25 protein-coding genes, 1 tRNA gene and 2 pseudogenes are annotated in these 25,992 nt (G+C 51.3%); 12 read left to right on the top strand and 16 right to left on the bottom strand.

The annotated features are described in order from the left end of the window. Positions 1-163: 163 nt before the first annotated feature. From MN084_RS06810 to rlmE, 7 genes are all read right to left on the bottom strand, one after another. Positions 164-248 (bottom strand) — tRNA-Leu (locus MN084_RS06810). A gap of 35 nt (positions 249-283) precedes the next feature. Continuing rightward, positions 284-661 carry a preprotein translocase subunit SecG gene (gene secG, locus MN084_RS06805; protein WP_241086699.1) on the bottom strand — a complete coding sequence of 126 codons (378 nt, stop codon included), beginning with the start codon at positions 659-661 and terminating at the stop codon, positions 284-286. 40 nt (positions 662-701) lie between these two features. Next, positions 702-1,454: a triose-phosphate isomerase gene (gene tpiA / locus MN084_RS06800; protein ID WP_241086700.1), complete on the bottom strand. Its 753-nt coding sequence runs from the start codon at positions 1,452-1,454 to the stop codon at positions 702-704. A gap of 90 nt (positions 1,455-1,544) precedes the next feature. Further along, entirely contained in the window at positions 1,545-2,888 is a 1,344-nt protein-coding gene (glmM, locus tag MN084_RS06795) for a phosphoglucosamine mutase (protein WP_241086701.1), read from the bottom strand. Between the two features lie 122 nt (positions 2,889-3,010). Then, positions 3,011-3,847 (bottom strand): dihydropteroate synthase, encoded by an 837-nt coding sequence (gene folP, locus MN084_RS06790; protein WP_241086702.1) that lies wholly within the window; start codon positions 3,845-3,847, stop codon positions 3,011-3,013. 58 nt (positions 3,848-3,905) lie between these two features. Further along, positions 3,906-5,834: an ATP-dependent zinc metalloprotease FtsH gene (gene ftsH, locus MN084_RS06785; protein WP_241086703.1), complete on the bottom strand. Its 1,929-nt coding sequence runs from the start codon at positions 5,832-5,834 to the stop codon at positions 3,906-3,908. Between the two features lie 153 nt (positions 5,835-5,987). Continuing rightward, positions 5,988-6,608, bottom strand: coding sequence for a 23S rRNA (uridine(2552)-2'-O)-methyltransferase RlmE (gene rlmE, locus MN084_RS06780; protein ID WP_241086704.1), 621 nt, complete (start codon positions 6,606-6,608; stop codon positions 5,988-5,990). A 156-nt stretch (positions 6,609-6,764) separates the two neighbouring features. On the opposite strand from rlmE, the gene yhbY reads away from it, so the two are divergent. Beyond that, positions 6,765-7,064 carry a ribosome assembly RNA-binding protein YhbY gene (gene yhbY / locus MN084_RS06775; RefSeq protein ID WP_241086706.1) on the top strand — a complete coding sequence of 100 codons (300 nt, stop codon included), beginning with the start codon at positions 6,765-6,767 and terminating at the stop codon, positions 7,062-7,064. A 95-nt stretch (positions 7,065-7,159) separates the two neighbouring features. Here yhbY and greA read toward each other — a convergent pair whose 3' ends face one another. From greA to carA, 3 genes are all read right to left on the bottom strand, one after another. Continuing rightward, positions 7,160-7,636 (bottom strand): transcription elongation factor GreA, encoded by a 477-nt coding sequence (greA, locus tag MN084_RS06770; RefSeq protein ID WP_241086707.1) that lies wholly within the window; start codon positions 7,634-7,636, stop codon positions 7,160-7,162. 187 nt (positions 7,637-7,823) lie between these two features. Continuing rightward, positions 7,824-11,030 carry a carbamoyl-phosphate synthase large subunit gene (carB, locus tag MN084_RS06765; RefSeq protein ID WP_241086708.1) on the bottom strand — a complete coding sequence of 1,069 codons (3,207 nt, stop codon included), beginning with the start codon at positions 11,028-11,030 and terminating at the stop codon, positions 7,824-7,826. A 32-nt stretch (positions 11,031-11,062) separates the two neighbouring features. Then, positions 11,063-12,220 carry a glutamine-hydrolyzing carbamoyl-phosphate synthase small subunit gene (gene carA, locus MN084_RS06760; protein ID WP_241086710.1) on the bottom strand — a complete coding sequence of 386 codons (1,158 nt, stop codon included), beginning with the start codon at positions 12,218-12,220 and terminating at the stop codon, positions 11,063-11,065. 254 nt (positions 12,221-12,474) lie between these two features. Between carA and trxA the strand changes: the two genes are divergently transcribed. The 3 genes and pseudogenes from trxA (at position 12,475) to MN084_RS19420 (ending at position 14,218) form a co-directional block, all read left to right on the top strand. Then, complete coding sequence (trxA, locus tag MN084_RS06755) at positions 12,475-13,338, top strand: thioredoxin (protein WP_241086711.1); 864 nt, start codon at positions 12,475-12,477, stop codon at positions 13,336-13,338. A 263-nt stretch (positions 13,339-13,601) separates the two neighbouring features. Next, a pseudogene (locus MN084_RS06750) lies at positions 13,602-14,078 on the top strand (DUF692 domain-containing protein). Then, positions 14,045-14,218, top strand: a complete 174-nt coding sequence (locus MN084_RS19420; protein WP_445083949.1) for a multinuclear nonheme iron-dependent oxidase — start codon at positions 14,045-14,047, stop codon at positions 14,216-14,218. The pseudogene MN084_RS06750 and the gene MN084_RS19420 overlap by 34 nt, the downstream one beginning before the upstream one ends. A gap of 151 nt (positions 14,219-14,369) precedes the next feature. Here the strand turns inward: MN084_RS19420 and tsaA are convergent, their stop codons facing one another. From tsaA to MN084_RS06735, 3 genes are all read right to left on the bottom strand, one after another. Next, on the bottom strand, positions 14,370-15,068 hold the full coding sequence (gene tsaA / locus MN084_RS06745) for a tRNA (N6-threonylcarbamoyladenosine(37)-N6)-methyltransferase TrmO (RefSeq protein WP_241086712.1): 699 nt from the start codon (positions 15,066-15,068) through the stop codon (positions 14,370-14,372). Positions 15,069-15,097: 29 nt separating this feature from the next. Then, a complete protein-coding gene (locus MN084_RS06740; protein ID WP_241086713.1) occupies positions 15,098-15,271 on the bottom strand; it encodes a hypothetical protein in 174 nt (57 codons plus the stop codon). Positions 15,272-15,389: 118 nt separating this feature from the next. After that, a complete protein-coding gene (locus tag MN084_RS06735) occupies positions 15,390-15,704 on the bottom strand; it encodes a methyl-accepting chemotaxis protein (protein ID WP_277400389.1) in 315 nt (104 codons plus the stop codon). A gap of 263 nt (positions 15,705-15,967) precedes the next feature. Between MN084_RS06735 and MN084_RS06730 the strand changes: the two are divergent. From MN084_RS06730 to ubiV, 5 genes and pseudogenes are all read left to right on the top strand, one after another. After that, positions 15,968-16,894: pseudogene (locus MN084_RS06730) on the top strand (IS5 family transposase). 192 nt (positions 16,895-17,086) lie between these two features. Continuing rightward, positions 17,087-17,344: a transposase gene (locus MN084_RS19415; RefSeq protein WP_445083903.1), complete on the top strand. Its 258-nt coding sequence runs from the start codon at positions 17,087-17,089 to the stop codon at positions 17,342-17,344. Between the two features lie 373 nt (positions 17,345-17,717). After that, the gene (locus MN084_RS06720; protein WP_241086714.1) at positions 17,718-18,668 is read left to right on the top strand and encodes a TIGR01212 family radical SAM protein; all 951 of its coding nucleotides are present in this window, start codon (positions 17,718-17,720) and stop codon (positions 18,666-18,668) included. Between the two features lie 190 nt (positions 18,669-18,858). Further along, complete coding sequence (ubiU, locus tag MN084_RS06715; protein WP_241086715.1) at positions 18,859-19,854, top strand: ubiquinone anaerobic biosynthesis protein UbiU; 996 nt, start codon at positions 18,859-18,861, stop codon at positions 19,852-19,854. 15 nt (positions 19,855-19,869) lie between these two features. After that, positions 19,870-20,778 (top strand): ubiquinone anaerobic biosynthesis protein UbiV, encoded by a 909-nt coding sequence (gene ubiV / locus MN084_RS06710; protein ID WP_241086716.1) that lies wholly within the window; start codon positions 19,870-19,872, stop codon positions 20,776-20,778. 143 nt (positions 20,779-20,921) lie between these two features. Here the strand turns inward: ubiV and ubiT are convergent, their stop codons facing one another. Beyond that, on the bottom strand, positions 20,922-21,440 hold the full coding sequence (ubiT, locus tag MN084_RS06705; protein WP_241086717.1) for a ubiquinone anaerobic biosynthesis accessory factor UbiT: 519 nt from the start codon (positions 21,438-21,440) through the stop codon (positions 20,922-20,924). 51 nt (positions 21,441-21,491) lie between these two features. Next, positions 21,492-22,925, bottom strand: a complete 1,434-nt coding sequence (gene cysG, locus MN084_RS06700) for a siroheme synthase CysG (protein ID WP_241086718.1) — start codon at positions 22,923-22,925, stop codon at positions 21,492-21,494. 231 nt (positions 22,926-23,156) lie between these two features. On the opposite strand from cysG, the gene MN084_RS06695 reads away from it, so the two are divergent. The 3 genes from MN084_RS06695 to dsrE2 all read left to right on the top strand — a co-directional run bounded on the left by MN084_RS06695 (position 23,157) and on the right by dsrE2 (position 24,411). Continuing rightward, positions 23,157-23,477 (top strand): rhodanese-like domain-containing protein, encoded by a 321-nt coding sequence (locus MN084_RS06695; RefSeq protein ID WP_241086719.1) that lies wholly within the window; start codon positions 23,157-23,159, stop codon positions 23,475-23,477. A gap of 173 nt (positions 23,478-23,650) precedes the next feature. Beyond that, complete coding sequence (locus MN084_RS06690) at positions 23,651-23,881, top strand: sulfurtransferase TusA family protein (RefSeq protein WP_241086720.1); 231 nt, start codon at positions 23,651-23,653, stop codon at positions 23,879-23,881. 50 nt (positions 23,882-23,931) lie between these two features. Beyond that, positions 23,932-24,411, top strand: a complete 480-nt coding sequence (gene dsrE2 / locus MN084_RS06685; RefSeq protein WP_241086721.1) for a sulfur carrier protein DsrE2 — start codon at positions 23,932-23,934, stop codon at positions 24,409-24,411. 243 nt (positions 24,412-24,654) lie between these two features. Here dsrE2 and MN084_RS06680 read toward each other — a convergent pair whose 3' ends face one another. Then, entirely contained in the window at positions 24,655-25,860 is a 1,206-nt protein-coding gene (locus tag MN084_RS06680) for an OmpP1/FadL family transporter (protein ID WP_241086722.1), read from the bottom strand. Positions 25,861-25,992: the final 132 nt, after the last annotated feature.

Raw genomic sequence — 25,992 nt, 5'->3', positions numbered from 1 at the left:
GCTTGCAAAAGGAATGGAGATACCTGCATCACCCATGTCCCAGCCGGGGTGTATCCAGAACACGAGATCGCCCTTCCCACCACCGCACAAACCACTGAAAAAGCTGTATCGCACAGGCAATAAGAAAGCGGTACCACCAAATTTGGCGGTACCGCTTCGAGTATGGTGCCGACGGCCGGATTTGAACCGGCACAGCTTGCGCCACTGCCCCCTCAAGACAGCGTGTCTACCAATTTCACCACGTCGGCAAGGCGGGATTGTAGGCATACCCCATCCATAAAACTTATTCTACGATCCTGGGCACCTCGACATCAGGAGTCGTGGCACCTGGTGTAACGCCAGGCATTTCAGGTACTTCAGAAACAGGTGCCGTAGCCGGCTCTTCTATGACTATCTCCTGCCCGATCATCAGCCCGGGACGTTCTGCTGTAGACTGCATCGAGAACCAGCCAAGTGCCAAGCTGGTAACAAAGAACAACGTGGCAAGCAGTGCCGTAGCCCTGCTCAAAAAATTGGCTGCACCAGCCGCGCCAAAAACAGTGCCTGAGCTGCCGGCACCAAAGGCAGCGCCAGCATCCGCGCCTTTACCATGCTGCATCAGTACCAAGCCAATCAAACCTAAGGCCAGGAAGAGATGAGCTACCACCAGAATTGTCTGCATTCGACTTTCCGTTTATACCTGAAATAAATAGTAATTGGCTTCAATTGGCAGCACTGCAGATGGCGAGAAAATCCTCAGCCTTCAGGGAAGCGCCACCAATCAGGCCTCCATCGATATCCTGCTTGGCTATCAGCTCTATGGCGTTATCCGGTTTCATACTGCCACCGTACAAAATACGCAGTCCATCTGCCACCACAGCATCTTTATCAGCAACAATGCCACGGATAAAGGCGTGAACATCCTGTGCCTGCTCCGGGGTTGCCGTCTTACCGGTGCCAATTGCCCAAACCGGCTCATAAGCCACTACGCCATCAGCCAGAGCAGCAATACCTTCCAGCTCAATCACCGCATTCAACTGGCGCGCCACAACCTTTTCGGTAATACCCTGCTCACGCTCTTCGAGGGTTTCACCTATGCAAAGGATCGGTACCAAGCCAGCCGCTCTTGCGGCAGCATATTTCTTCGCCACCAACTGATCACTCTCGCCGTGATAGGCACGACGCTCAGAGTGGCCGACAATCACATACTTGCAGCCGAAATCCAACAGCATGGAAGCGGCAATCTCACCCGTGTAGGCACCTGGAGCCTCAGCGGAGAGATCCTGACCACTCCAGGCAACAGCAGTGCCTTGAAGCTGACACTGGAGATCAGAAAGATAGATAGCGGGAGCGCCGACGACAACCTCGATCGCTGTTACTCTGCCCAGCCCACTTTTGATGCCATCCAACAAAGCCTCGATACTTTCCCGAGAGCCGTTCATTTTCCAGTTCCCAGCTACGAGTGGCCGACGCATATTCATCTCCTGCAACTACAGAAAAACAGCGCGGAATCATACCCGCCGGAGAGACTTAAATCAAATGCAAATAGCGCCAGGCAGGCAAAGTCAATTGGCCAGAGACTCAACCGTTCGGGTCAACTCGTTGACAAGCATATTCACCTGCTCACCATCACGCCCCTCAACCATCACCCTGATCAATGGCTCAGTACCGGAAGGACGTAACAGCACTCTGCCGCCATCGCCCAATCGCATCTCTGCCTCAGTAACCGCCTGCTTAAGTCTGTCCGAAGCCATTATCTCAGCCGCGGATACAGTTTCAAGAGGAATATTCTGCAGTACCTGGGGATACTTCTCCACTCCACCTCTCAATTCTGACAAGGAGTTGCCACTTGAGTGGATTTCAGCCAACACCTGTAAAGCGGAAATAATGCCATCACCGGTAGTGGTTCTGTCCAAGCAAATGATGTGACCTGAAGATTCACCCCCCAGTGCCCACCCCTTCATACGCAAACGCTCCATAATGTAACGGTCACCCACCTTTGTCCGCTCCAATCCAATTCCTTCGCGTTTCAGGGCATGTTCAAGCCCCAGATTGGTCATCTGAGTGCCAACCACCGATCCATGAAATTCATCATGGCTCTGGCGGGAACAAGCGATAATGTAGAGGATGTCATCGCCATCCAGCACCTCACCCTGACCATCCACCATCATCAGGCGGTCACCGTCACCATCGAGCGCAATACCCAAGTCAGTGCCTTGCCTCAGAACCTCCTGCCTTAAAGTGCCAATATGCGTAGAACCCACTTCGGCGTTGATATTCAGCCCGTCTGGCTCAGCCCCTATGGCAATCACCTCTGCTCCGAGTTCAGTGAACACATGAGGAGCAATGTGATAAGTGGCTCCGTTGGCACAATCAACCACTAGCTTCATTCCCCGAAAATTCATATCCCAAGGTATGCTTCGTTTGCAAAATTCGATATACCGCCCCGCTGCATCATCCATGCGATAGGCTTTACCGAGAAACTCTGACCCCACGGTCGTCATCGGTCTCTCAAGCTCTGCCTCTATGGCATGCTCGATTTCATCGGGGAGTTTGCAACCTTCAGCAGAGAAAAATTTGATGCCGTTATCGTAATGAGGGTTGTGGGAGGCACTGATAACTATACCTGCCTGGGCATGCAGAGTCTGAGTCAGATAGGCAATACCCGGGGTTGGCATTGGACCCAACAGATGAATATCCACCCCGGCCGCCACCAAGCCCGCCTCGAGGGCTGATTCGAACATATAGCCGGAGATACGGGTATCCTTGCCAATCACCATCTTACTGCCTGATTCACGACCAAGCACCCGCCCGGCCGCCCAGCCCAGCTTGAGCACAAATTCAGGGTTGATCTTCCCTTCACCAACACGGCCACGAATGCCGTCTGTTCCAAAATACTTCCGTTTCAAAATGGTCCCCTTAGCGCTTGCGATTCTACCCCGCAGCTTCAATCCGCACGGCAAGATAACCTGAACTCAGCCTCTATGTCTGAGGCAGAGCGTGAAAAAGAGATGGGCTGCCGGTGATTGTACTATCTTTCGCCCATCACTGCGGTCACTACTCTGAGTGCATCAGCCGTAGGCTTGACATCATGGACACGAATAATTGCAGCCCCCTTCTCAGCAGCCATCACGGCCGCCGCCAGACTGCCATAAAGACGTTGAGCAACAGGTGCTTCGCCAAGCAGGGCACCAATCATCGATTTACGGGAGATTCCAACCAACAATGGAATTTCCAAATCGGAGAACTTACCGAGCTCTCTCAATAATCGGAGATTTTGCTCCAGCGTCTTGCCAAAACCAAACCCCGGATCCAGTAATAATCTCTCTTTGGGTATACCAGCTACCTCACAGGCTGCAACCCGTTGGGATAAGAACTGCTTTACCTCCAGGGTAACGTCATCATACCGGGGCTCATCCTGCATTGTTCGGGGCTTCCCCTTCGTGTGCATCAGACAGATGGGCACGGATGTCTCAACTGCCGCCGCCAGAGCCCCCTCTTCCTGCAGCGCACAGACATCATTGACCAAGCCCGCCCCGGAAGCAACAGCTTCTCTCATCACATCAGCTTTACTGGTATCGATGGAGATGGGTACTGAGAGCTCTTCTGCGAATTGCTGGATAAGCGGAACAACTCTATCCATCTCCTCCTGGGTTGAAACAGGGCGAGCCCCGGGGCGAGTGGATTCACCACCGACATCAATAATATCAGCCCCTTCCGCCACCATCCTCCTGGCCTGAGCCAGAGCAGCGTCCAGAGGAAGAAAATCACCCCCGTCCGAAAAAGAGTCGGGGGTAATATTGAGAATACCCATTACGCGCGGACGTGAGAGGTCCAGATTTTTTCCGGCACAATTGAGAAGTGCCATATATCCTGTCCTATCAATAACGCAATCTATTTAGTTTGCCCGGGAATAGAACAGGTTCCTAGTGCTGTCCCGCAGGGCCGCCGACAGTCCCATTGGAATCTTTCGAATCCTTTTTCGTCCCTTCGTCCAAGTCAGTTTTTAAGCCACTACTGTCGCCCGGCTCAGAATCATCATTCCAACCCTCTGGCGGTGTTGGCGGCTTGCCTGACATTATCTGATTAATCTGACCACTATCAATGGTCTCGAACTTGATCAGGGCTTCAGACATGGCATGAAGCTTATCCATATTCTCTTTGAGAATCTGCTCTGACCGCTGATAGTTGCGGTCGATGAAAGAACGAACCTCCTCATCAATCGTATGCGCGGTCTCATCAGAGACATTTTTGTGCTGGGTAATCGATCGGCCAAGGAATACCTCTTCTTCTTCCTCGCCATACATCAGCGGCCCCATTCTGTCAGACAGACCCCAGTGGGTGACCATTTTTCGGGCAATATCAGTAGCTCTCTGGATATCGTTCTGAGCGCCGGTAGTGACACTGTCCTTACCAAAAATAAGCGCTTCAGCAATACGTCCACCAAATAGGCTGGATATCTGGCTCTCCAGATGCTCTTTACTCAGGCTGTAACGATCCTCTTCCGGAAGGAACATGGTTACACCCAAAGCACGCCCTCTGGGGATAATACTGACTTTATAGACAGGATCATGGGACGGAACCAGACGGCCCACAATGGCATGGCCCGCCTCATGATAGGCAGTGAGCTCCTTCTCTTTCTCACTCATCACCATGGAGCGACGTTCGGTGCCCATCAGGATTTTATCCTTCGCCTTCTCCATATCCACCATACCAACGGTGCGCTTATTGGTTCGCGCGGCAAACAGTGCGGCCTCATTGACCAGATTGGCCAGATCGGCGCCGGAAAACCCCGGGGTACCGCGGGCAATCAGTGATGGTTTCACATCATCAGAAGCCGCAACCTTGCGCAGATGGACGTTGAGTATCTGCTCCCGCCCAAGAATATCCGGCAGGGGGACGACAACCTGACGGTCAAAACGGCCAGGGCGCAGCAGGGCAGGATCAAGAATATCCGGCCGGTTGGTGGCAGCAATGACGATAACACCCTCATTGCCTTCAAAACCATCCATCTCCACCAGCAGTTGGTTCAGTGTCTGCTCACGCTCATCATGACCGCCACCCAGCCCGGCACCACGTTGACGGCCTACGGCATCGATCTCATCGATAAATATGATGCAGGGAGCATGTTTCTTCGCCTGTTCGAACATGTCACGTACACGAGAGGCGCCTACACCGACGAACATCTCTACGAAATCTGAACCTGAAATGGTAAAAAATGGCACCTTGGCCTCACCGGCAATAGCCCTGGCCAAGAGGGTTTTACCCGTACCCGGAGAGCCTACCATCAGTACGCCGCTGGGAATCTTGCCGCCCAGTTTCTGGAACTTGCCCGGATCGCGGAGGAACTCAACCATCTCTGAGACCTCATCCTTGGCTTCTTCCACACCTGCGACATCGGAAAAAGTAACCGTTACCTGATCTTCACTGAGCATCCGTGCCTTACTCTTGCCAAACGACATGGCACCACGACCGCCACCACCACCCGGCATCTGGCGCATAAAGAAGATCCAGAGGCCAATCAGAATAAACAGCGGGAACCAGCTGATCAGGATCTGCTTCAGAATCGAAGGTGTTTCGGGAGGCGTGGCGACAATCTGCACCTGATTGCTCAGCAGGTCACCCACCAGCCCGTCATCTCCCGGACTATAGGTAGAGAAAATGCCGCCTACGGTTAACGTACCCTCAATCTTCTGGCCATTGATATTGACCGACCGAACCATCCCCTCTTTAACCTGTGCTATAAAATCCGAGTAGGGGAGCACATTGGCCCGGGTCGACTGAGTGTTAAAATTGCTGAACACCGACATCAGAACAATCGCAATGATCACCCATAAAATCAGATTCTTTGCCATATCATTCAAGGTTAAAACCCTCTATAAAAACCGGACACTGGAGTAAAATTGCGTTGCTCTTCCAGAATCAATATGCTACCTGTCGACCAAAATCCTGAGGAAACATCTGAAATTCAGACAGTTACCGCATTATCAATACAATTTAGCACGGTACTACATATTATAGTTCCCTGCCACAAGATAGACCTCGAGGCTTTTCGGACGGGATGCTTTTGGCTTTCTTGTCACCACCCGCTTAAACGAGCCGCGCAACTCTCTGACATACTCCTCAAAGCCTTCCCCATGAAAAACCTTGACTACAAAACCACCCCCTGGGCAGAGCGACTCCCGGGCGAATGCCAGTGCCAACTCACATAAATACATCGCTCGCGGCCGATCCACGACGGCAGTGCCTGTTATATTTGGGGCCATATCGGAAATTACAAGGTCTACCTGTCGCCCACTGAGTAACGTCCTCAGTTGCGCCAGGGGTTCATCGTCCCGGAAGTCTCCCTGTATAAACTCCACACCGGTTATCGCATCCATTGGAAGAATATCCAGAGCAATCACCTGCCCTTTGTCCCCAACAATTTTTTCCGCCACCTGTGACCACCCGCCGGGGGCAGCCCCTAGGTCGATAATAATCTGTCCCGGCTTCATAAGCCTGGCTTTTCCCTGCATTTCCAACAATTTATAGACTGCACGCGATCTATAGCCATCCTTCTGCGCTCGTTTGACGAACTCATCGTTAACATGCCGGTCAAGCCAGCGACGACTGCTTTTGCTTTTTTTCATAGTAATTCAATGTTGAGTTGATGGTTTAGCCCGGTAAAGGTCCGTTGGATGCCCTGTACGCACGTCCAGCGGACCTTTACCGGGTTTATTACAAACAACTCTATCAGGATACCTACAACTGGGTTAGAATTCGCGGCCTTGAACGCGGAGCCGATAATGCCGATTACCAAAAAACAGAAGCGTCACCTGAAAAGTCTGGTTCACCACCTCAAACCTGTCGTGATAGTCGGTCAGCACGGCCTCACTGATGGCGTGCTGGCCGAGTTGGAACTGACTATGGAAACCCATGAACTGATAAAGGTCAGGGTCAATGCCGCAGACAAAGAAGAGAGAAAGGTGATGTTAAACAATATCTGTGAAAAAACCAGATCGGAACTGGTGGGTTTCATTGGCCATGTTGCTGCCTTCTATCGTCGACATCCCGACAAGCCAAAAATCAGCTTACTATCAGATTGATCCCCAACGCAGGCAAAATGCGGGCGGGAATAAATCTGGCTTTCCGTGGTCTCGGCGCTCGTTAATCTTATAAATTTCCACGAATCGCCATGGATTCACTCATAGCGAACCGTCAGTATCTCCATATGCCGCAATCCGCCGGGAATCTGCACCACGCCCACATCACCTTCTGATTTACCGATCAGAGCCCGGGCCATAGGAGAACTGACAGAGATCAGTCCCAACTTGATATCGGCTTCATCCTCTCCGACGATCTGAAACGTGTGCTCTTCGCCCATCTCTTCCTCATAGACTTCCACCGTAGCACCAAACACCACCCGCCCACCGGGGTTCAATTTTGTCACATCGATAATCTGGGCATGGGAGAGCTTTCCATCGATCTCTTTGATGCGTCCCTCGATAAAACCCTGTTGCTCACGCGCAGCATGATATTCTGCATTCTCTTTGAGATCGCCATGGGCCCTCGCTTCAGCGATTGCCTGTATCACTGCGGGACGGGCGGTGCCCTTAAGCTCAGCCAATTCACGGCGCAAAGCGTCTGCACCTCCGACTGTCATGGGAACCTTGCTCATAATATTTTCTCCAAATCCTGTTCAAACACCGGGGCAAGCTTTCCCCCCGATAACAACATCCATAGGATATATTATATGGGTAAAAAAACGTAAGACATGAACGCCTTCCGGTGCAAATGGGCAGTTAGCCAAGCCTCACTCACTTGGAAGGCACTCTCGGATATCAACCATTGCAGGCGCTGTGATTCTAATACAGGTCCTGTAGCCGATTCACGTTTGTGGTATCCGCCTGTTTCAAAGCCAGACAGATGGCTTCGCCGCCGGATAAGGTCGTAGTATAGGACACTTTATGCCGTAGCGCGGCACGGCGAATCGCTGCTGAATCCTTGATCGCCTTCTTCCCTTCGGTAGTATTGATAATCAGGCTGAACTCATCATTCTTGATCATATCAACAATATGCGGCCGTCCTTCAGCCACTTTATTGACCCGGATACACTCGATCCCTTCATCCATAATCACCTGACTGGTTGCCCCGGTTGCAAACAGATCGAAACCCTGTTCAACCAGATCCCTGGCAACTGCCACAATCCGCTTCTTATCCGCATCCCGCACCGATAACAGGGCGCGACCGGATCTGGGCAGCAGATCTCCGCCACCCTCCAGCGCTTTGGCAAAGGCCTCGCCAAACGTCTCGCCAACGCCCATCACTTCACCGGTAGACTTCATCTCGGGCCCGAGCAGCGTGTCCACTCCCGGAAACTTGACAAAGGGGAAGACCGCCTCCTTCACAAAGTAGTGATCAAGAACCACCTCTTTGGTAAAGCCCTGCTGTTCCAGACTCGCACCCACCATGCATCTGGCGGCCACCTTGGCCAACTGGACACCGGTCGCTTTAGAGACAAACGGCACCGTGCGAGAAGCGCGGGGATTGACCTCCAGCAGGTAGATCTGATCGTTCTGGATGGCAAATTGAGTATTCATCAATCCGACCACTTTCAAACCCAGCGCCAATTTCCGGATCTGCTCCCGCATGCGGTCCTGGACAGCCGCAGAAAGCGTATAGGGCGGCAGAGAGCAGGCAGAATCGCCAGAGTGCACACCGGCCTCTTCGATATGCTCCATAATTCCGCCGATCACCACATCCCTGCCGTCACAGATAGCATCTACATCCACCTCGATGGCATCATTCAGGAAACGGTCGAGCAGCACTGGCGAATCATTGGTGACACTCACCGCTTCACGCATGTAGCGACGCAAATCCTCTTCGTCATGCACGATCTCCATGGCACGGCCGCCCAACACGTATGAAGGACGAACCACCAACGGATAACCGACTTCATCAGCCAAACCCACAGCCAGCTCAGAATCTGTCGCTGTGCGATTGGGCGGCTGTTTCAAACCCAGCTCCTCAACCAACTGCTGGAACCGCTCCCGGTCTTCCGCCAAGTCAATAGAGTCAGGGCTGGTGCCGATAATAGGCGCACCTGCAGCCTCCAGATCCCGAGCCAGATTAAGCGGTGTCTGGCCACCATACTGAACGATCACACCTGTCGGCTTCTCAAGGTCGATAACTTCCAGCACATCTTCCAGAGTCAGAGGTTCAAAATAAAGCCGGTCTGATGTGTCGTAATCAGTGGAGACAGTCTCTGGGTTACAGTTAACCATAATGGTCTCGTAACCATCTTCGCGCAGGGCAAAGGCGGCATGAACGCAGCAGTAGTCAAATTCAATACCCTGACCAATACGGTTCGGCCCACCCCCCAGCACCATGATTTTCTTGCGATCTGTCGGTGCCGCTTCGCACTCCTCCTCGTAAGTTGAGTACATGTAGGCGGTACTAGTGGAAAACTCGGCGGCACAGGTATCCACCCGTTTGAACACCGGACGCACGTTGCCCGCATGACGCAGTCTGCGAATCTCAGCTTCACCGCAACCCGCCAATAGCGCCAGACGCTTGTCAGAAAAACCCTTGCGCTTCAGATAACGCAACCGGTCAGCATCCAGTGCTTCAGCGCCTGTGGCGCGGACCTCGGCCTCCAGCGTGACGATCTCTTCTATCTGGATCAGGAACCAGGAATCGATTTTGGTGACACTGAACACCTCTTCAATCGACATACCCGAGCGGAATGCATCAGCCACGTACCAAAGGCGTTCTGCCCCGGGCTCCCGCAGCTCGTGGCGAAGCACGGTTTTGGCATCATCCGCCTCAAGGTCCATCACCTCATCCAGGCCGCATTTGCCGGTTTCGAGACCACGTAGTGCTTTCTGCAGGGACTCCTGAAAAGTGCGGCCAATGGCCATAACCTCGCCCACAGATTTCATCTGTGTGGTAAGCCGGTCCGGAGCCTGGGGGAACTTCTCGAAGGCAAAACGAGGGATTTTGGTCACGATGTAATCGATTGAGGGCTCAAAAGAGGCCGGGGTGGCACCGCCGGTAATCTCATTGCGCAGCTCATCCAGGGTGTAACCCACCGCCAGCTTGGCCGCAATCTTGGCAATCGGGAAACCCGTCGCTTTTGAGGCCAGAGCCGAGGAACGGGAGACCCGGGGATTCATCTCGATAATGATCATCCGGCCATCATCCGGATTAATCGCGAACTGTACATTGGAGCCACCGGTATCCACGCCGATCTCACGTAACACCGCCAGAGAGGCGTTGCGCATGATCTGGTACTCTTTGTCGGTAAGCGTCTGGGCCGGAGCTACAGTGATGGAATCGCCGGTATGGACACCCATGGGGTCCAGATTTTCGATAGAGCAGACAATAATGCAGTTATCCTTGTGGTCGCGGACCACCTCCATCTCATACTCTTTCCAGCCCAGTACGGACTCTTCGATCAGCAACTCTTTGGTTGGCGAAAGATCAAGACCACGCTCACAGATCTCAACAAACTCTTCTCTGTTGTAGGCAATACCACCACCGGAACCGCCCATGGTAAAGGAGGGGCGAATAATGGTTGGGAAGCCAATCTGGGCCTGTACCTGGATTGCCTCTTCCATGCTGTGAGCAATCGCCGAGCGAGGCATATCAAGGCCGATCTTTCTCATCGCCTTGCGGAACAAGTCGCGATCTTCAGCTTTATCGATGGCCTCGCGAGAGGCGCCCACCATCTCTACACCATACTTCTCCAGGATCCCTTCACGCACCAAGTCGAGAGCACAGTTCAAGGCCGTCTGGCCTCCCATGGTAGGAAGCAACACATCGGGCCGCTCCTTTTCGATTATTCTGGCAACCGTCCGCCAGTTGATCGGCTCTATATAGATCGCATCGGCACTGTCCGGATCCGTCATAATGGTGGCCGGATTGGAGTTGACCAGAACTACCCGGTACCCCTCTTCGCGCAAAGCCTTGCATGCCTGTGCACCGGAGTAGTCAAACTCACAGGCCTGGCCGATGACAATCGGGCCGGCACCTATGATCAATACACTTTCAATGTCTGTTCTTTTAGGCATGTATATCCAGCTGCAAGTTAACGCGAATAAGATTACTGTTCCCCGCGCTCATTCGCGGACTCTATCAACTCGATGAAATGGTCGAACACCGGTGCCACATCGTGGGGGCCGGGGCTGGCTTCCGGGTGCCCCTGGAAACCGAAAGCCGGTTTGTCTATCCGATGAATACCCTGCAGGGAGCCATCGAACAGCGAACGATGTGTCACTTCCAAAGTTTCCGGCAGGCTCTCCTCATCTACGGCAAAACCGTGATTCTGGCTGGAGATCATCACCGCTCCCGAGGCCAGATCCTGAACCGGGTGATTGGCTCCATGATGGCCAAATTTCATCTTGACCGTCCCGGCGCCGCTTGCCAGAGCAAGCAGTTGATGACCAAGACAGATTCCAAACACCGGGATACCGGAATCCACCACCTGCTTGATCGCCTCAATGGCGTAATCACAGGGTTCAGGGTCACCGGGGCCATTGGAGAGAAAAACTCCATCCGGATTCATTGCCAGTACCTCGCTAGCGGGGGCTTGAGCCGGTACCACGGTTACCCGGCAGCCACGATCCACCAACATGCGCAGAATATTCCGTTTAATGCCGTAATCGTAGGCGACGACATGTGTCGGCAGATGCTCTTCAATGGGATGGGTTATATCCGGCAGACCGCTATCCAGACTCCAGGAGCCCTGAATCCACTCGTAAGGGGTGCCGGTTGTCACTTCTTTGGCAAGGTCCATCCCTTTAAGACCGGGGAAGGCCTTTGCCGCTGCCAATACTGTCGCTTCATCAATGGCATCTCCAGCGATGATACAGCCGCTCTGGGCACCTTTCTCCCGAAGAATCCGAGTCAATTTACGGGTATCGATACCGGCAATGGCCACCATACCATTGTCCCTCAAATACTCATCCAACGGCTGCTGATTTCGCCAGCTACTGGCCAGCAGTGGCAGATCGCGAATAATCAGCCCAGCTCCGTAGATAGCGGAAGACTCTTCATCTTCGTCATTGGTGCCGGTATTTCCGATATGCGGGTATGTCAGGGTGACAATCTGTTTACAGTAGGAGGGGTCGGTGAGAATCTCCTGGTAGCCGGTCATCGCCGTATTGAATACCACCTCGCCGACAGTCTGACCATCGACACCAATAGACTCACCCCGGAACTGTGTTCCGTCTTCAAGGATCAATAAGGCAGTTTTTTTCAAAAGATCAGACCCCAGCAGGCATGCCGAACGGGGCAGGCCCAACAGAGGACTATCCCAAGCAGATAAATTAGTATAAATATTCCAGGGAACGGCAACGCTGAAACGCATAACCGCGACCGAGGGGATTCTACTTGATGTGGGGTTATCCTGTCTATTGGGATAGCATCAATATTCGGACGCTATCTGGAAATAAGAAAATATGGCCTTATATTACTTTCCAACAGCAATCTCATCTTCAAGATTCGGACTAAATCATGAGCACATCGCCCTACATTTTCGACATCACCGCTGATAATTTCGATGAAATCATCCTCCAGGGATCACAATCCGTCCCGGTACTGGTGGATTTCTGGGCCCCCTGGTGCCAACCCTGTAAAACACTGATGCCAACACTGGCCAGCCTTGCAGATGCCTACCAGGGAAAATTCATCCTGGCCAAAATTAACACAGAGGAGGAGCAAGCCCTAGCGACCCAATTCGGCATCCGCAGCATCCCCACCGTCAAGCTATTCAAGGACGGCGAGGCGATTGATGAGTTCATGGGGGCTCTTCCGGAATCTGAGGTACGCGCCTTCCTAGAGAGGCACATCCCCAGAGATTCGGATAATCTGATCGCGCAGGCTGAGCTGCTGATAGAGCAAGGGAAAACCGCCGAAGCCATACCTTTGATAGAGAGCGCCAGAGAGAGCGATCCAGACTCCCCCCGCGTACTGCTCGCCTATGCCAAGCTGAAAGCTGCCCTGGGAGATATCGATCAGGCTGAAGAGGTCTTGTCAGAACTGCCAACTGACGAACAGGATAAGCCAGAGATCCTCTCTCTTCGCGCTCGCTTTGATTTTAATCGCATCGCCCATGCCGCACCCGAAAAAGAGGCTCTCAAACAGCTTCTGGCCGCAGATGGCAACCAGAGCGAAGCACGTTACCAACTCGCCGCCCGCGAAGTGTTGGAGCAAGCCTACGAAAAGGCGCTGGAGCTTCTGCTGCAGCTGATGCTGAAAGACCGGGTATATGGTGACGATGCCGCCCGAAAAGGGATGCTGGCAATCTTCAATATCCTGGGTGGCAGCGGTGAACTGGTAACCCGGTTTCGCGGCAGAATGTTCAATGCATTGCATTGAAACCGACAATCTCCTTGCCGTAACGAGGGAATAAGCAGTATCTTGGTCATATAACCCTAGAAAAATCAGTTGGACGCAAGCTCTTGGTCCGCCTAGCTATATAAAAAAGAGCCTCATCACCAATAAGGTAACTACGGACTTTTTTATTACGCTAATCGAACCAATATCTTAACGCCCTGCACGTGTATCCAACTAATCTTTCTAGGGTAACAGGAACTGAGCTGCTGCAATGATCCACTCCCCCACAATACCACTACCCTACCTTGGATTTGGACTGCGCCATAGAGTATATCCAGCCGGTTCTGGATCAGCGATCGGATATCGACTGGTTCGAGATCATCTCGGAAGGCTATCTGGATGATAATGGGTCAATACTGTCGGCATTGGATGAGATTGCCGAACGCTATCCTGTGGTTATGCACGGTATCTCCCTGGCCATTGGCAGTCCGTAGCCCCTTGATCTCGAGTACCTGGGACGACTGAAACAGCTGGCCGATCGAATTGAACCGGCCCGGATCTCCGGCCACCTCTGCTGGAGTGGCGCGGATGACCTCCAAGGCCAGCTGCTGCCAATCCCCTATTCCGTAGAGACCCTGGAGCACATTGTCATCCGCATCAAGCAGATTCAGGATCTACTGGGTCGCCAAATACTGTTTGAAAATGTCCCGATGGGACAGAATAAGGCAGTGGAAATACCGAAATTTGAATTTATCAGCGAGATCGCCGAACAGTCAGACTAGACTCCCTGATCGATATCGGAAATCTCCATGCCAGCAGCGTAAATCAGGGATTCGATCCAAAAGCTTACTTATCACGCCTCCCTGAAGGGCGTGTGCAACAGATTCATCTTGTTGGGGGCTGTTGCTCTCTGCGGCGATGAGAACAAAAAAGCGGTTGCAGAGGACAGCATCGATCCGCTCTGGATCAATCTGGCCCCATCTCAACCATGATTGAGCGGGAAGATACCATTCCATACCTAGAGAGTATGGTCAGCGAAGTACAAAAAGCCCGCTGCTCGGCAAACCACTACCTCAGTTTTGATTAGCCAGCTCAAGCACTTCGATCAAACCGCCAGTAACTCTCCAGCGCAGATCAAAATCGTACAGCCGGATGCCGTAAATCCGATCAGGCTGACTATTACTGTAGGCAGGACGTGGATCTATCGCTAGGAGATTTATGATAAGGGCGCGTAGATTCTCCTCACTACGCGCCTGCACCTGCGCTTCCGCCAGAGGCGAAAGTTGCACATCAAAAACAGCATCCGGCGATGCCGGGGAAAAACCTGAACGTGCATCAGGAATACCATCCACATAGGCAACGTAGGGCTTGATATCCAGCACCGGAGTGCCATCCAACAGATCCACCCCGGAGAGCATCAGCTCCACCTTACCATCCGTTGCATTAACCGAATCGAGCCTTACCACGGAGAGCCCGAGAGGATTTGGCCTGAAAGGCGACCGGCTGGCAAAAACACCGACACGCTTATTACCGCCAAGCCGCGGGGGGCGCACCATCGGTTGCCACTGATCCCTGACGGTCCGATGAAACACAAACTGAATCCAGATATGAGAATAGCCATCGAGCCCATCGACTGTCTCAGGGCGGTTATAGGGTGCCAATAACTCAAGTCTGGCCTCTGCTTCGGAGACCAAGCCGGGCTGGCGCGGTATGCCGAATTTCTCTTTGTACGGAGAACGGACAATCCCGATGAGTTCAAAAGAATAGTTCATGCTCACGCTTCAACCGTTAACAACCAACTCTATCGATGATCGATTGTTGATATAACACCGCCACTGCCCAGCTCAAAAGCAACGACCTTACCGACAATTTCGTTATGGATCGCTTCATCTTTCTCCCAATCCAAATCATGCTGTTCAATGGCAATCTGAACATTATCATGAACGGCTGGGTGGTAGACCTCCAGTTCAGCCATAGTTGGCCACTTCGCCAGATACGCTCTTTCCCGAACCTTCGTAATACCACTTAGTACTTATCCTCACATTACCACTGAGAAGAATATCCATCCTGTTTGTAGATAATATGATCCGTCTTCACAAGCAAAGCAAAAGAGCGATCCTTTGCATAGTGTATGACACTGAGCGTGCAGTTTGCGGATTGCTCAAATTCACTAAATTGTTCACCGAAAAACACCAACTGCGGTATTGATCATCGCGGACAAGCCACATGTAGCTTCCGACTCTTTCGGTGATCATCTCTACCTGCTTTCTAAAACGCCCCAACGTTCCGTGTATCACCCTAGCCGCAATTTTTGTTTTCTCTTTGGAGAGTGCTCTCACCTCATCGGCTACAACAGAAAATCCCCAGCCATGCTCGTCTGCCCCGGCCGCCTCGATAGAGGCATTCAACGCTAATGGTGGATTCAGGTTGTAAGTACACCATGGGTATCTGAATAATTAATGGATTTTCGGGATCGAAAATCGAACTTTTCCATCACAGTTGCAAGCATTAGCTCAGTGACCTTTCGCCAATCGATCCCTTATAGAAAGCCCTGAATTATTTATAACCATAATAATAAGTATGAGCTAATAAGCTATTTATGAGGACATCGTCTGATTGATTAAAGCAATCGTATACCATTGATCCATAGATCACCAGTTCCAGGGAAACGATGAAACAGCAAAGCTTAGAAGTCAGGGGCTTTGAAAAATACCGAAAAAAGATCCGCAAGGAGCATTTTCTGGATGAGATGGAGCAAATCATCCCCTGGAAGGAGCTTGGCGAGGCCATAGCACCCTGTTACCCAAATCCGAAGAAGGGCGCGGAAGAAAGCCCATTGGTCTAGCGCATCCACTTTCTACAGCACTGGTTTAAACTCTCTGATCCCGCAGCAGAAGAAGCGCTTTATGATTCACGTGCCATGGGTAAGTTCGTCAGTATCGATCTGGGTAATGAGCCCGCACCGGATGAAACAACCATCGGCAATTTTCGCCATCTGATGGAAAGGAATAATCTTGGGGATGAGCTGTTTCGTTTGGTCAATGTTTACTTGGCCGAGAATGGTATGAAGCTCAACCGGGGAACCCTTGTTGATGCCACGATCATCACAACGAAGAACAAAGAAATAAACCGTAATCCGGATACACATCAAACCCACAAAGGCAATCAATGGTACTTTGGCATGAAGGCCCATATTGGCGTGGACAGCAAAACCAGACTGATCCACTCAATTGCTGTGACACCGGCCAATATTCATGACTCGCAGGTATTGGAAGACCTGTTGCATGGAAACGAAACACGCGTACGGGGAGATTCTGCCTATGCAGGACAGAAAGATAAACTGACCAAGCATGCGCCAAAGGCTTTACCCGGAAGAAAGCCTGTCGTAATCGACAATTAACCGAGCAGGAACCATCAGCGAATCGATACAAATCGGAAACGCGCGCCAGAGTAGAGCATGTATTCGGTGTAATGAAGCCGCAGTTTGGTTTTAACAAGGTTCGATCGAGGGCTTGAGAAAAATGCCCATTGGGTATTTGCCAAGTGTACCTTGATTAATCGGGTACTGGCTAAGCAATATTTATTAGCCATTTCATAGGCAAGTTGCGACTGAAAGCCTCAGAATAGCCAAAATTAAGGTCAAATCCGAGAATAACGCGGGTTGTTTTTACAAATACTCAAGATTGGATGGCAGGTGAAGTGAAAAACTTCAATTTTTCAGACCATCCCTTTAAGAGCACTGATTGAATTTACACCGGGAAAAGTATTTCTGATACTGGACAACTTACGAGTGCATCACGCCAAGAAGGTGAAGCGCTGGTTATCTAACCGGATCGTAAAGCGCTATCTGGAAGTCTTTTTCTTGCCTGCCTATTCACCGGAACTGAACCCTGACGAATATCTCAATTGTGATCTGAAAAGCATGCTTCATGGCGGAGAGACGATTCGTTCTGTGAACGATCTGAAAAAGAGAACACGATCCTGTACGCGAACCTTGCAAAAAGAGCCTGAACAAGTGATAAAGTCACTTCAATGCGACACATCATAAAGTACGCAGCCTGGTAAGTATATTTACCCGCTGGATTAATATCGTTTTTTCTTCGCAGGTACCCACCTGTTCATCATGGTAGAATCAGTAAGGTCAAATTGAGGAGCCTCTGGTCAATTCATGAATCGGTGTCTGATGGCTGAAATCTCCCGGCTCTGCGTTGATAACCTTTGCAATAGCCCGCTATTACCGGTAATTTTCGCTTTGATCCAGAAGATTTCAACTCGTCATCTATCCGATCCAGAATTAATCAGGGTTCCTTAAAAATAACCGTTTTGGTTGATAGGGATGTTCTCTGACATGAGTCATTTACCTGCCCCTGGTGGTATGGGAGATTGCTTCGCTTATTTTCCGTAGGAGTTTGGAGGGACTGATGGCGTTACCCGATTACATCAACACGTTTGGACAGGATCTGCTGCGCCGTTATGGCGAGCGTGTCCATAAGCTCGCCATTAACGCCGGCTTTACCTGCCCCAATCGCGATGGCAGCAAGGGACGCGGTGGCTGCACCTTCTGCAATAATGCTTCATTCAATCCAAATGCCAAGCAACCGCATACAGTGGCGGAACAGATCGAAGCCGGTAGGCGAGTGTTACTCAAGCGTACCGGGGCCCGCCGTTATATCGCCTATTTCCAGGCCTACACCAATACCTATGCCGATGTAGAGTATCTCGCCGAGCTCTATGGCAAGGCCCTGGAAGAACCCGATGTGGTGGGCCTGTCTGTGGGGACCCGCCCCGATTGTGTCCCCGATGAGGTGCTCGATCTGTTATCCGGTCTTCAGGCAAAAGGGCATGAGGTGTGGCTGGAGCTTGGATTACAATCCGCTTCGGATACAGCACTGGAGCGAGTCAATCGTGGACACGGCTTTGCCGAGTATAAAAATGCCGTCCGAGCGGCCCACCTGCGTGGACTGCCTGTCTGTACCCATTTGATTCTGGGCCTTCCGGGGGAGGGAAGGAAGGAAGCGCTCTCGAGTCTTGATAAGGTTCTGAATCTGAGCGTCGAAGGGTTAAAGCTGCACCCGCTTCATGTGGTGAAGGGGACCCTCTTGGCCAACCAGTGGCGACGGAACGAATATCTGCCACTCTCATCGGAAGAGTATATATCGATCGCCGCTGATCTGATCGAACGGACGCCCCGGTCAGTGGTCTATCACCGGGTAACCGGCACGGCATCGAAGGATATTCTGTTGACCCCGGAGTGGTGCTCGAAAAAATGGGCGATCTTGAATGGCATTGAATCTGAGTTGTGGCAGCGCGGAACCTGCCAGGGATCGCGACTCGCAAATGGTTCCGGTCTTTCTCTTGAGAAAACCGGATAATTCTTTTAACGAGTGTCTGCCCGGAAACAGTGAAGAGAGAGACCATAGATCGCAGCGAAGAGACAGAGTATGCAAAGGCTACTATTATGAAAACAGAAAAAACTCTGCGTACTCTGTGCTCCTCCGTGTTCTCTGCGCTCTTTTTTAAGGGTTCTCCGAACGGATTTCGCTATTACAACTGGTTAAACTCATGGATCTAGTATGTCCCGCAGGTAATCTCCCGTCGCTGAAAGCCGCGGTGGATAATGGCGCGAATGCTGTCTATTTTGGTTTTCGTGACGATACCAATGCCCGCCACTTCGCTGGGTTGAACTTTGGCCCTGCCAAGATAGCCGAGGGCATTCGTTATGCTCATCAACGTGGCGTGAAGGTGTTTCTTGCCCTCAATACCTACCCTCAGCCGGATGGCTGGTCACGCTGGCAGAACGCGGTGGATCAGGCTGCGGATCTCCAGGTGGATGCAATGATCGCAGCCGACATCGGGGTGCTGGATTATGCGGCTGGATACTATTCTGAGCTGAATCTGCACCTTTCCGTGCAGGGCTCTGCCACTAACTATGAAGCCTTGCAGTTCTATAAGGATAACTTTGGTATCCGGCGCGCGGTATTGCCCCGGGTGCTCTCCCTCAGCCAAGTTCAGCATGTGGTGGATCACAGCCCGGTACAGGTCGAAGTATTTGGTTTTGGCAGTCTCTGTGTGATGGTGGAAGGGCGTTGTATTCTTTCATCTTATGCCACCGGACGGTCTCCTAATACCTATGGGGCTTGTTCACCGGCCAGCCATGTGGAGTGGCGGGAGACAGCGAGCGGATTGGAGACCCATCTTGGTGGGGTGCTGATCGAGCGCTACGGCAAAGGTGAAAACGCTGGCTATCCGACTCTCTGCAAAGGGAGTTTCTGTGTGGGTGGAAATACCTTTCATGCCCTTGAAGAGCCAGCCAGCCTGAATACGCTGGAACTGCTGCCACAGCTTCAGTCAGCAGGTGTCGAAGCAGTGAAAATAGAAGGACGCCAGCGCAGCCCTGTCTATGTGGCTCAGGTTACTAAAGTCTGGAGGGCAGCCTTGAATGCCTGCCAGAGAGATCCAGAGCACTATAGGCCCAAAAATGAGTGGATGACCGAACTTAGCAAAGTCTCAGAAGGGACACAGACGACCCTTGGCGCTTATAGCCGTCCCTGGCAGTAGAGATCAGATAAAAATATGAGTACACAACCAAAACTTTCTATTGGCCCGCTTCTCTATTACTGGCCAAAAGACCAACTACTTGAGTTCTATGAAAAGGTGGCTCAGTCCCCGGTGGATATTGTCTATCTGGGTGAGACTATCTGCTCCAAACGGACACTGATGCGTACCGATGACTGGTTTGCCCTGGCCGACCGGTTGGCGGCCGCCGGAAAGGAGGTGATTATCTCCACGCTTGCCCTGCTGGAAGCGGAATCGGAGCTAAAACGGTTGCACCGGATCTGTGACAACGGGCGCTATTGGGTCGAAGCTAATGACATGGGGGCGGTGCAGTTGATGCAGGGTCGGTCGTTTGTCACCGGGCACAGCGTCAATGTCTACAATGACCGGACGTTGGCACTTCTGGCCAGTCAGGGTTTGAAACGCTGGGTCTTCCCGGTTGAACTATCACATGAGACCCTGGCGGATATGCAGGTGAAACGTCCTGCAGGGGTGGAGACTGAAGTATTGGTCTATGGCCGTCTGCCGCTAGCTTATTCAGCCCGCTGCTTTACCGCACGAGCCCATAATTTACCCAAGGATGACTGCCAGTACCGCTGCCTGGATTACCCGGATGGATTAACCCTGTCGACACAGGATGATACGCGGTTCCTGGCACTCAATGGTATCCAGACCCAGTCGGCACATACATTCAATCTGCTGTTGGAGATTGAACGAATGCGGGAGCTGGAGGTGGATGTCATCCGCATCAGTCCCCAATACCGGCAGACAAAGAAAGTCATTGAAATTTTCCACCGTTGCCTGAATCAGGATATGGACCTAAAACAGGGTTATAAGCAGCTTGAACGACTAATGCCCGTAGGTTCCTGCGATGGCTACTGGTTTGGCGAGGCTGGAATGGAGATGCGTGCACAGGCGATGGTGTAGCGGGGAACTGAATTGTTACCGCCCACTCTCTTCAGGGGCAAGCCGAAATTCCTATACAGATAATTAAATCGTCATCCCGGCACAGATCGGGGTGACGGTGGTCTGAAGCCTAAGGATTAAGTGCTTTTAGAATTAAGTTAGTGTCAGCCCAAGAGTCGTCCAGGTTTGAAGGCGTTCAGATCGGGCATTCTGCCAATAATGAAAGTGGCGTTGTTGAGTACTTTCAGTAAAAATCCTAGACGGTCATCCAGTTCCACTGCATCCAGAAAATTTTTTACAAAGAGTCCCAATTCTGTATCACCGCCCAGCTTTAACCGGCGGTTGAAGAAGAGGGTGTCGGCATCTTCCTGCCGTGTGGCTAAAAGCAGGAAATCGTAAATGGACCCTTCGATACTCAGGTCATGGTGATCGCCATCTGCTGCTTTGAGTTTACCGTCGACCAGTGTTATACGGTAACTGAGACGCGCGTCCACGACGTTTATCAGCATTATCCGACCTTCCAGAAAGTCCACCTCGCCATCCGCCAGTTCAGGCTCGAAGATCCGCTCTAATGCTTTTACCAGTACTTGGCTACTGGCCGATGTCGGGATTAGGCTCAACGGCAAAGCAAGAGGACGCGGGAGAAAGGGAGACCGGGCTATCTGCGAGGGCGTGTTGCTCATAATTGTACATGCTCCGGACATTTCAATACCTATGGACTGTTACTTCTGCCTCTATTCTATCTCAGGACCAATCGGTGAAGTTGCACCCTGGGTCGGGGTTTCCGGCGCTTTATACCAGCTTAGTTTCTCCTGCAACTCCACCACCTTGCCGACGATAATCAGTGTGGGAGGTTTTGGCTGTTCACGGTCTACGATCTCCTGGATATTGCTCAGCGTACCGGCGAATACTCTCTGATTCTCTGTGGTGCCTTGCTGGATCAGCGCTATGGGCATATCCGGGGAGGTACCCTGAGCTATCAGTTCTTTGCAGATAACCGGCAGACCGAGAAGGCCCATGTAGAAAACAACGGTCTGATAGGGCTGAGCCAGTTGCTCCCAGTTAAGATTCATTGTGCTATCTTTCAGATGGCCGGTGACAAAGGTGACAGATTGGGCGTAATCCCGGTGGGTCAGTGGGATGCCGGCGTAGGCGGCGCAGCCTGAAGCCGCAGTGATGGCAGGCACTACCTGGAAGGGGATGCCCTCTGCAGAGAGGGTGTCAATCTCTTCTCCGCCGCGGCCAAAGATGAACGGGTCGCCACCCTTGAGACGAACCACCCGCTTGCCCTCTTTTGCCAGATCGACCAAGAGCTGGTTGATCTCCTCCTGCCGCATGGCGTGGTGGGCGCGCTCTTTACCGACATAGATGCGCTCAGCATCCCTGCGGGTCATATCAAGAACCGGCTTGGCAACCAAGCGGTCGTAAACCACCACGTCTGCCTGTTGCATCAGTCGCAGAGCGCGGAAGGTAACCAGATCCGGGTCACCGGGGCCTCCGCCAACCAGATAGACTTCACCTGTGGTGCTGTTTGATTGGAAAGAGTTTAACGCGTGTTCCATGGCAGTATCAGCCTCTTTCATATGGCCAGAGAACACACGTTCGGCAACGCCACCCCGCAACACCTGCTCCCAAAATAAGCGGCGGTCTGCAGGAATATTGAATCGCTGTTTTACCCGGTCACGAAACCGGCTGGCCAATTCGGCCAGGCGGCCGTATCCAGCGGGAATCAACGCCTCCAGCCGACTGCGGATCAAGCGCGCCAGCACCGGTGAGGCGCCGCCGGTGGATACTGCGGCAACCACGGGGGAACGGTCAATAATAGAGGGGGTGATGAAGCTGCAGAGGTCAGGCTGATCAACCACATTGACCGGGATACGCTGTAAGCGTGCCTGTTCGGAGACCTGCCGATTAACTTCTGCATTGTCGGTGGCAGCGATTACCAGATGACAAGCGTCCAGATCCCCTTTCCGGTAATTCCTGGAGAGATGTTCTATCAAGCCCTTTTCTGCCGCCGCAGATAAATTTGGACAGAGTTCCGGCGAAATCACCCGGACTTGGCCACCGGCTTTCAGAAGCAGGGTGACTTTGCGGTTTGAGACCTCTCCTCCACCGACAATCAGGCAAAGCTTCTTTTTTACATCGAGGAAAATCGGGAGAAAATCCATCGTTAATCTACGGCCTCTAAATAATGTTGCAGTCAAAGCCTGATAAATCATTTCAAGCGTAATATTCAAACGAGGCAGAACTCTAACATGGCCCAAAATACCGGAACAATGGATATGCCTGAGAAGCAGAGTATATCCTGATCGGCCGAGTACAGAATCAGTTAATTTGACTATATTAGGAAATTAATACTACACTAATTGGCTCAGTTATTAAATGCAAGGTTTGACGCTGTGGTAAAAGAAATCGATTCGAAAAAGCTGGAAAGCAGGATAACCGCAGGCGAGGATCTGATGCTGCTGGACATCCGGAGTGAAACTGAAGTAGCCCACGGTATGCTCCCAAACTCTGAGCATCTTCCAATGCATCTTTTGCCAACAAAAATGAATGAATTTCCTGCAGATAAGGAGATTATCCTCTACTGCCAAAGCGGAGCACGTTCTCATCACGCATGCATGTACCTGATGCAACAGGGATTACAGAATGTAGTCAATCTGCGGGGTGGGATTATCGATTGGGCACGCAGCGGTTTTGAGATTGTGGCTTATAGTTAAAAGTCGGCCATCCGGTTGGTTGGCTCAATAGTAATCTAACATCAGCTTGTTTGCTTGGCCGTGAAGCTTTTGTATGTTCCCATAAAGACCTAATGGCTTGCGTTTCTGAGTCAGTTAGAATATAAGATGGAGCTGATTCATCAAACAACAGGCAAACACTTTGGAGATTGCACATGGCCGATTTTGATCAAGAACTGGATGCTAGTGGACTGAACTGCCCTCTGCCCATCCTGCGTGCTAAGAAGAGCCTCTCTGGTATGGAAGCTGGCCAGATCCTTCATATTATTGCTACCGATCCTGGTTCCGTTAAGGATTTTGAGGCTTTTGCCAAGCAGACTGGCAATGAGCTGATGGAATCCAAAGAGGAAGGCGGTAAATTCCACTTCCTGATCAAAAGAGCCTAGCTCTTCCTGGTCCGTAATCAAACCTCACAAAAATGTGGAGGAGATTCAAAATGGAAGCAAAAAAACTAGCTATTATTGCAACCAAAGGTTCACTGGACTGGGCTTATCCCCCATTCATCTTGTCGTCTACTGCGGCAGCTCTGGGATATGACGTTGAGATTTTCTTTACTTTCTACGGCTTGCAGTTGCTGCGGAAAAATTTGAACCTGCAAGTTACCCCTTTGGGCAACCCGGGTATGCCAATGCCCATGGGCATGGATAAGTGGTTCCCTGTACTGGGTACCACACTCCCAGGCATGCAGGCTATGATGACCATGATGATGAAAAAGAAGATGGCCGACAAGGGTATCGCTAGTCTTGAAGAGTTGCGCGAACTCTGCCAGGAAGCTGAAGTGAAGTTGATTGCCTGCCAGATGACAGTGGATTTGTTCGATATGAATGTCGCAGATTTTATCGGTGGCGTTGAATATGCCGGTGCTGCCAGATTCTTTGAATTTGCCGGTGAGAGTGACATCTGCCTGTATATCTAAGCGGTAGGATTTAACTCTTGAAAAGCGCTGTTCCCTGTAAAGGGGCAACGCTTTTTCTATTTATGCGGTTTGAATACTGCCGCAAGTTTTCAGCAGTCCATACCCTCTTGCTAACATCTGCGGGGTGTTATTGAGAATTATAGCCGCTGTGTTCGGTAGTGGATAGTGACGTGGGTGGAAGCAAAAATGCCGAAGCAGTCGTCGCTTCGGCATTTATATTTTATGGTAATTCCTGAGTTAAATTCAGAATGTATAATTAACGCCAATGGTCAGCAAATAGGCAGCTGCATCCTCGAAGGTTGCACTGGTAAAGAGAGTAGAATTGCTACTGGCAATCTCCAGTTTGTCTTTCTTGTCATAGAGAAATGCTGCGCCAATATTCAAGTTGTCTGAATACTGATAACGTGCACCTAAAGAGAAGATCTTGGCATCTGAATCTGGGAGTTCAAAGCCTACATAGTACTCTGGCTCGGGTGTTTTATCGTAGGCAAACCCTCCCATTACAGTCCACCTGCTATCCATTTGGTGGGTTACACCAATACGCAGCGTATTGGTGTCTTTCCAGTTTTTTACTGCCGGATCATCAAAGACAGAAGTATAAGGAAAGACGTTTACTGGATAATTAAAGTCTAAATCTTTATATGCAGACCAGTAAGTTCTTTCTAAAACCAACTCAACTGTGGTCTGGTCGCTGATGTCAAATGCAGCAGCAAGACTGAATGCGGCCGGTATTGGTATACTGACTGATGCGCTAGTATTTATAGTCGGGAGGCCGGGTGTGAGGCCTAATGAAGACGGGCTTAGCGTAACAGTCCCCTCTTCGGTGAGACCGATTTTTGAACGATAGGTGGCAGAAAGTTTTAAATTATCAGTGGCTTTAAAATGCAACGCGAGATTATATCCAAAGTCCCAGGAATCGCCCTCCATGTCCCGTGCGGGAGACAACGTTCCCCCAGATGCAGCGAATATTGGACCTTGATCATCGCTTTTAACTACACCTTTACTGTAGATTGCGCGTACTCCACCTCCCATAGAGAACTGATCATTTATCTTAAACACAATAGTTGGATTAATCTCCATAGTTTCAAGGGAAAATTCTTCCGAGGATGTTTTGCCAAATCCTTTCCAGCGTTTGGATAGCCCGCCAGGAGTGACCATTGAGAGACCAAACCGAAAATTACCCATAGCAGGGCCGACGTAGTGGAATGAAGGTACAGGTATATTCTCCACTTTTGTTTCATCTGATAATGATAATGCGGGATTTGAGTATTCAATGCCGCTCAGATGAATGAGCGTCAGTGCGGCTTCAAAGGATGCACCATCCTCATTGAAAGCCATTGCAGCCGGGTTGTAGTAAGAGGCATCGGCGCCATGGGCGTTGGCCACGTTAGCGGCCGAAAGTGCGGTGCCATTGATTGAATTCTCTGGAAGTTTCCAGCCACCAGCCATTGCCTAACCAGAGATGGCCAGAGAGATGGCCGACAAGAGTGCAAGTTTTTTCATTAAAATGTGTCTCCTAATTATTTAGGGGCTATTCTTTATTTTCGCTACCGCCAGTTAAAAGTTGTCGGTTCTGCGATC

Origin of the sequence: Candidatus Vondammii sp. HM_W22 (assembly GCF_022530855.2) — a bacterium.
Lineage (GTDB): Bacteria > Pseudomonadota > Gammaproteobacteria > Chromatiales > Chromatiaceae > Vondammii.
This window is presented reverse-complemented; position numbering and strand designations above follow the sequence as displayed.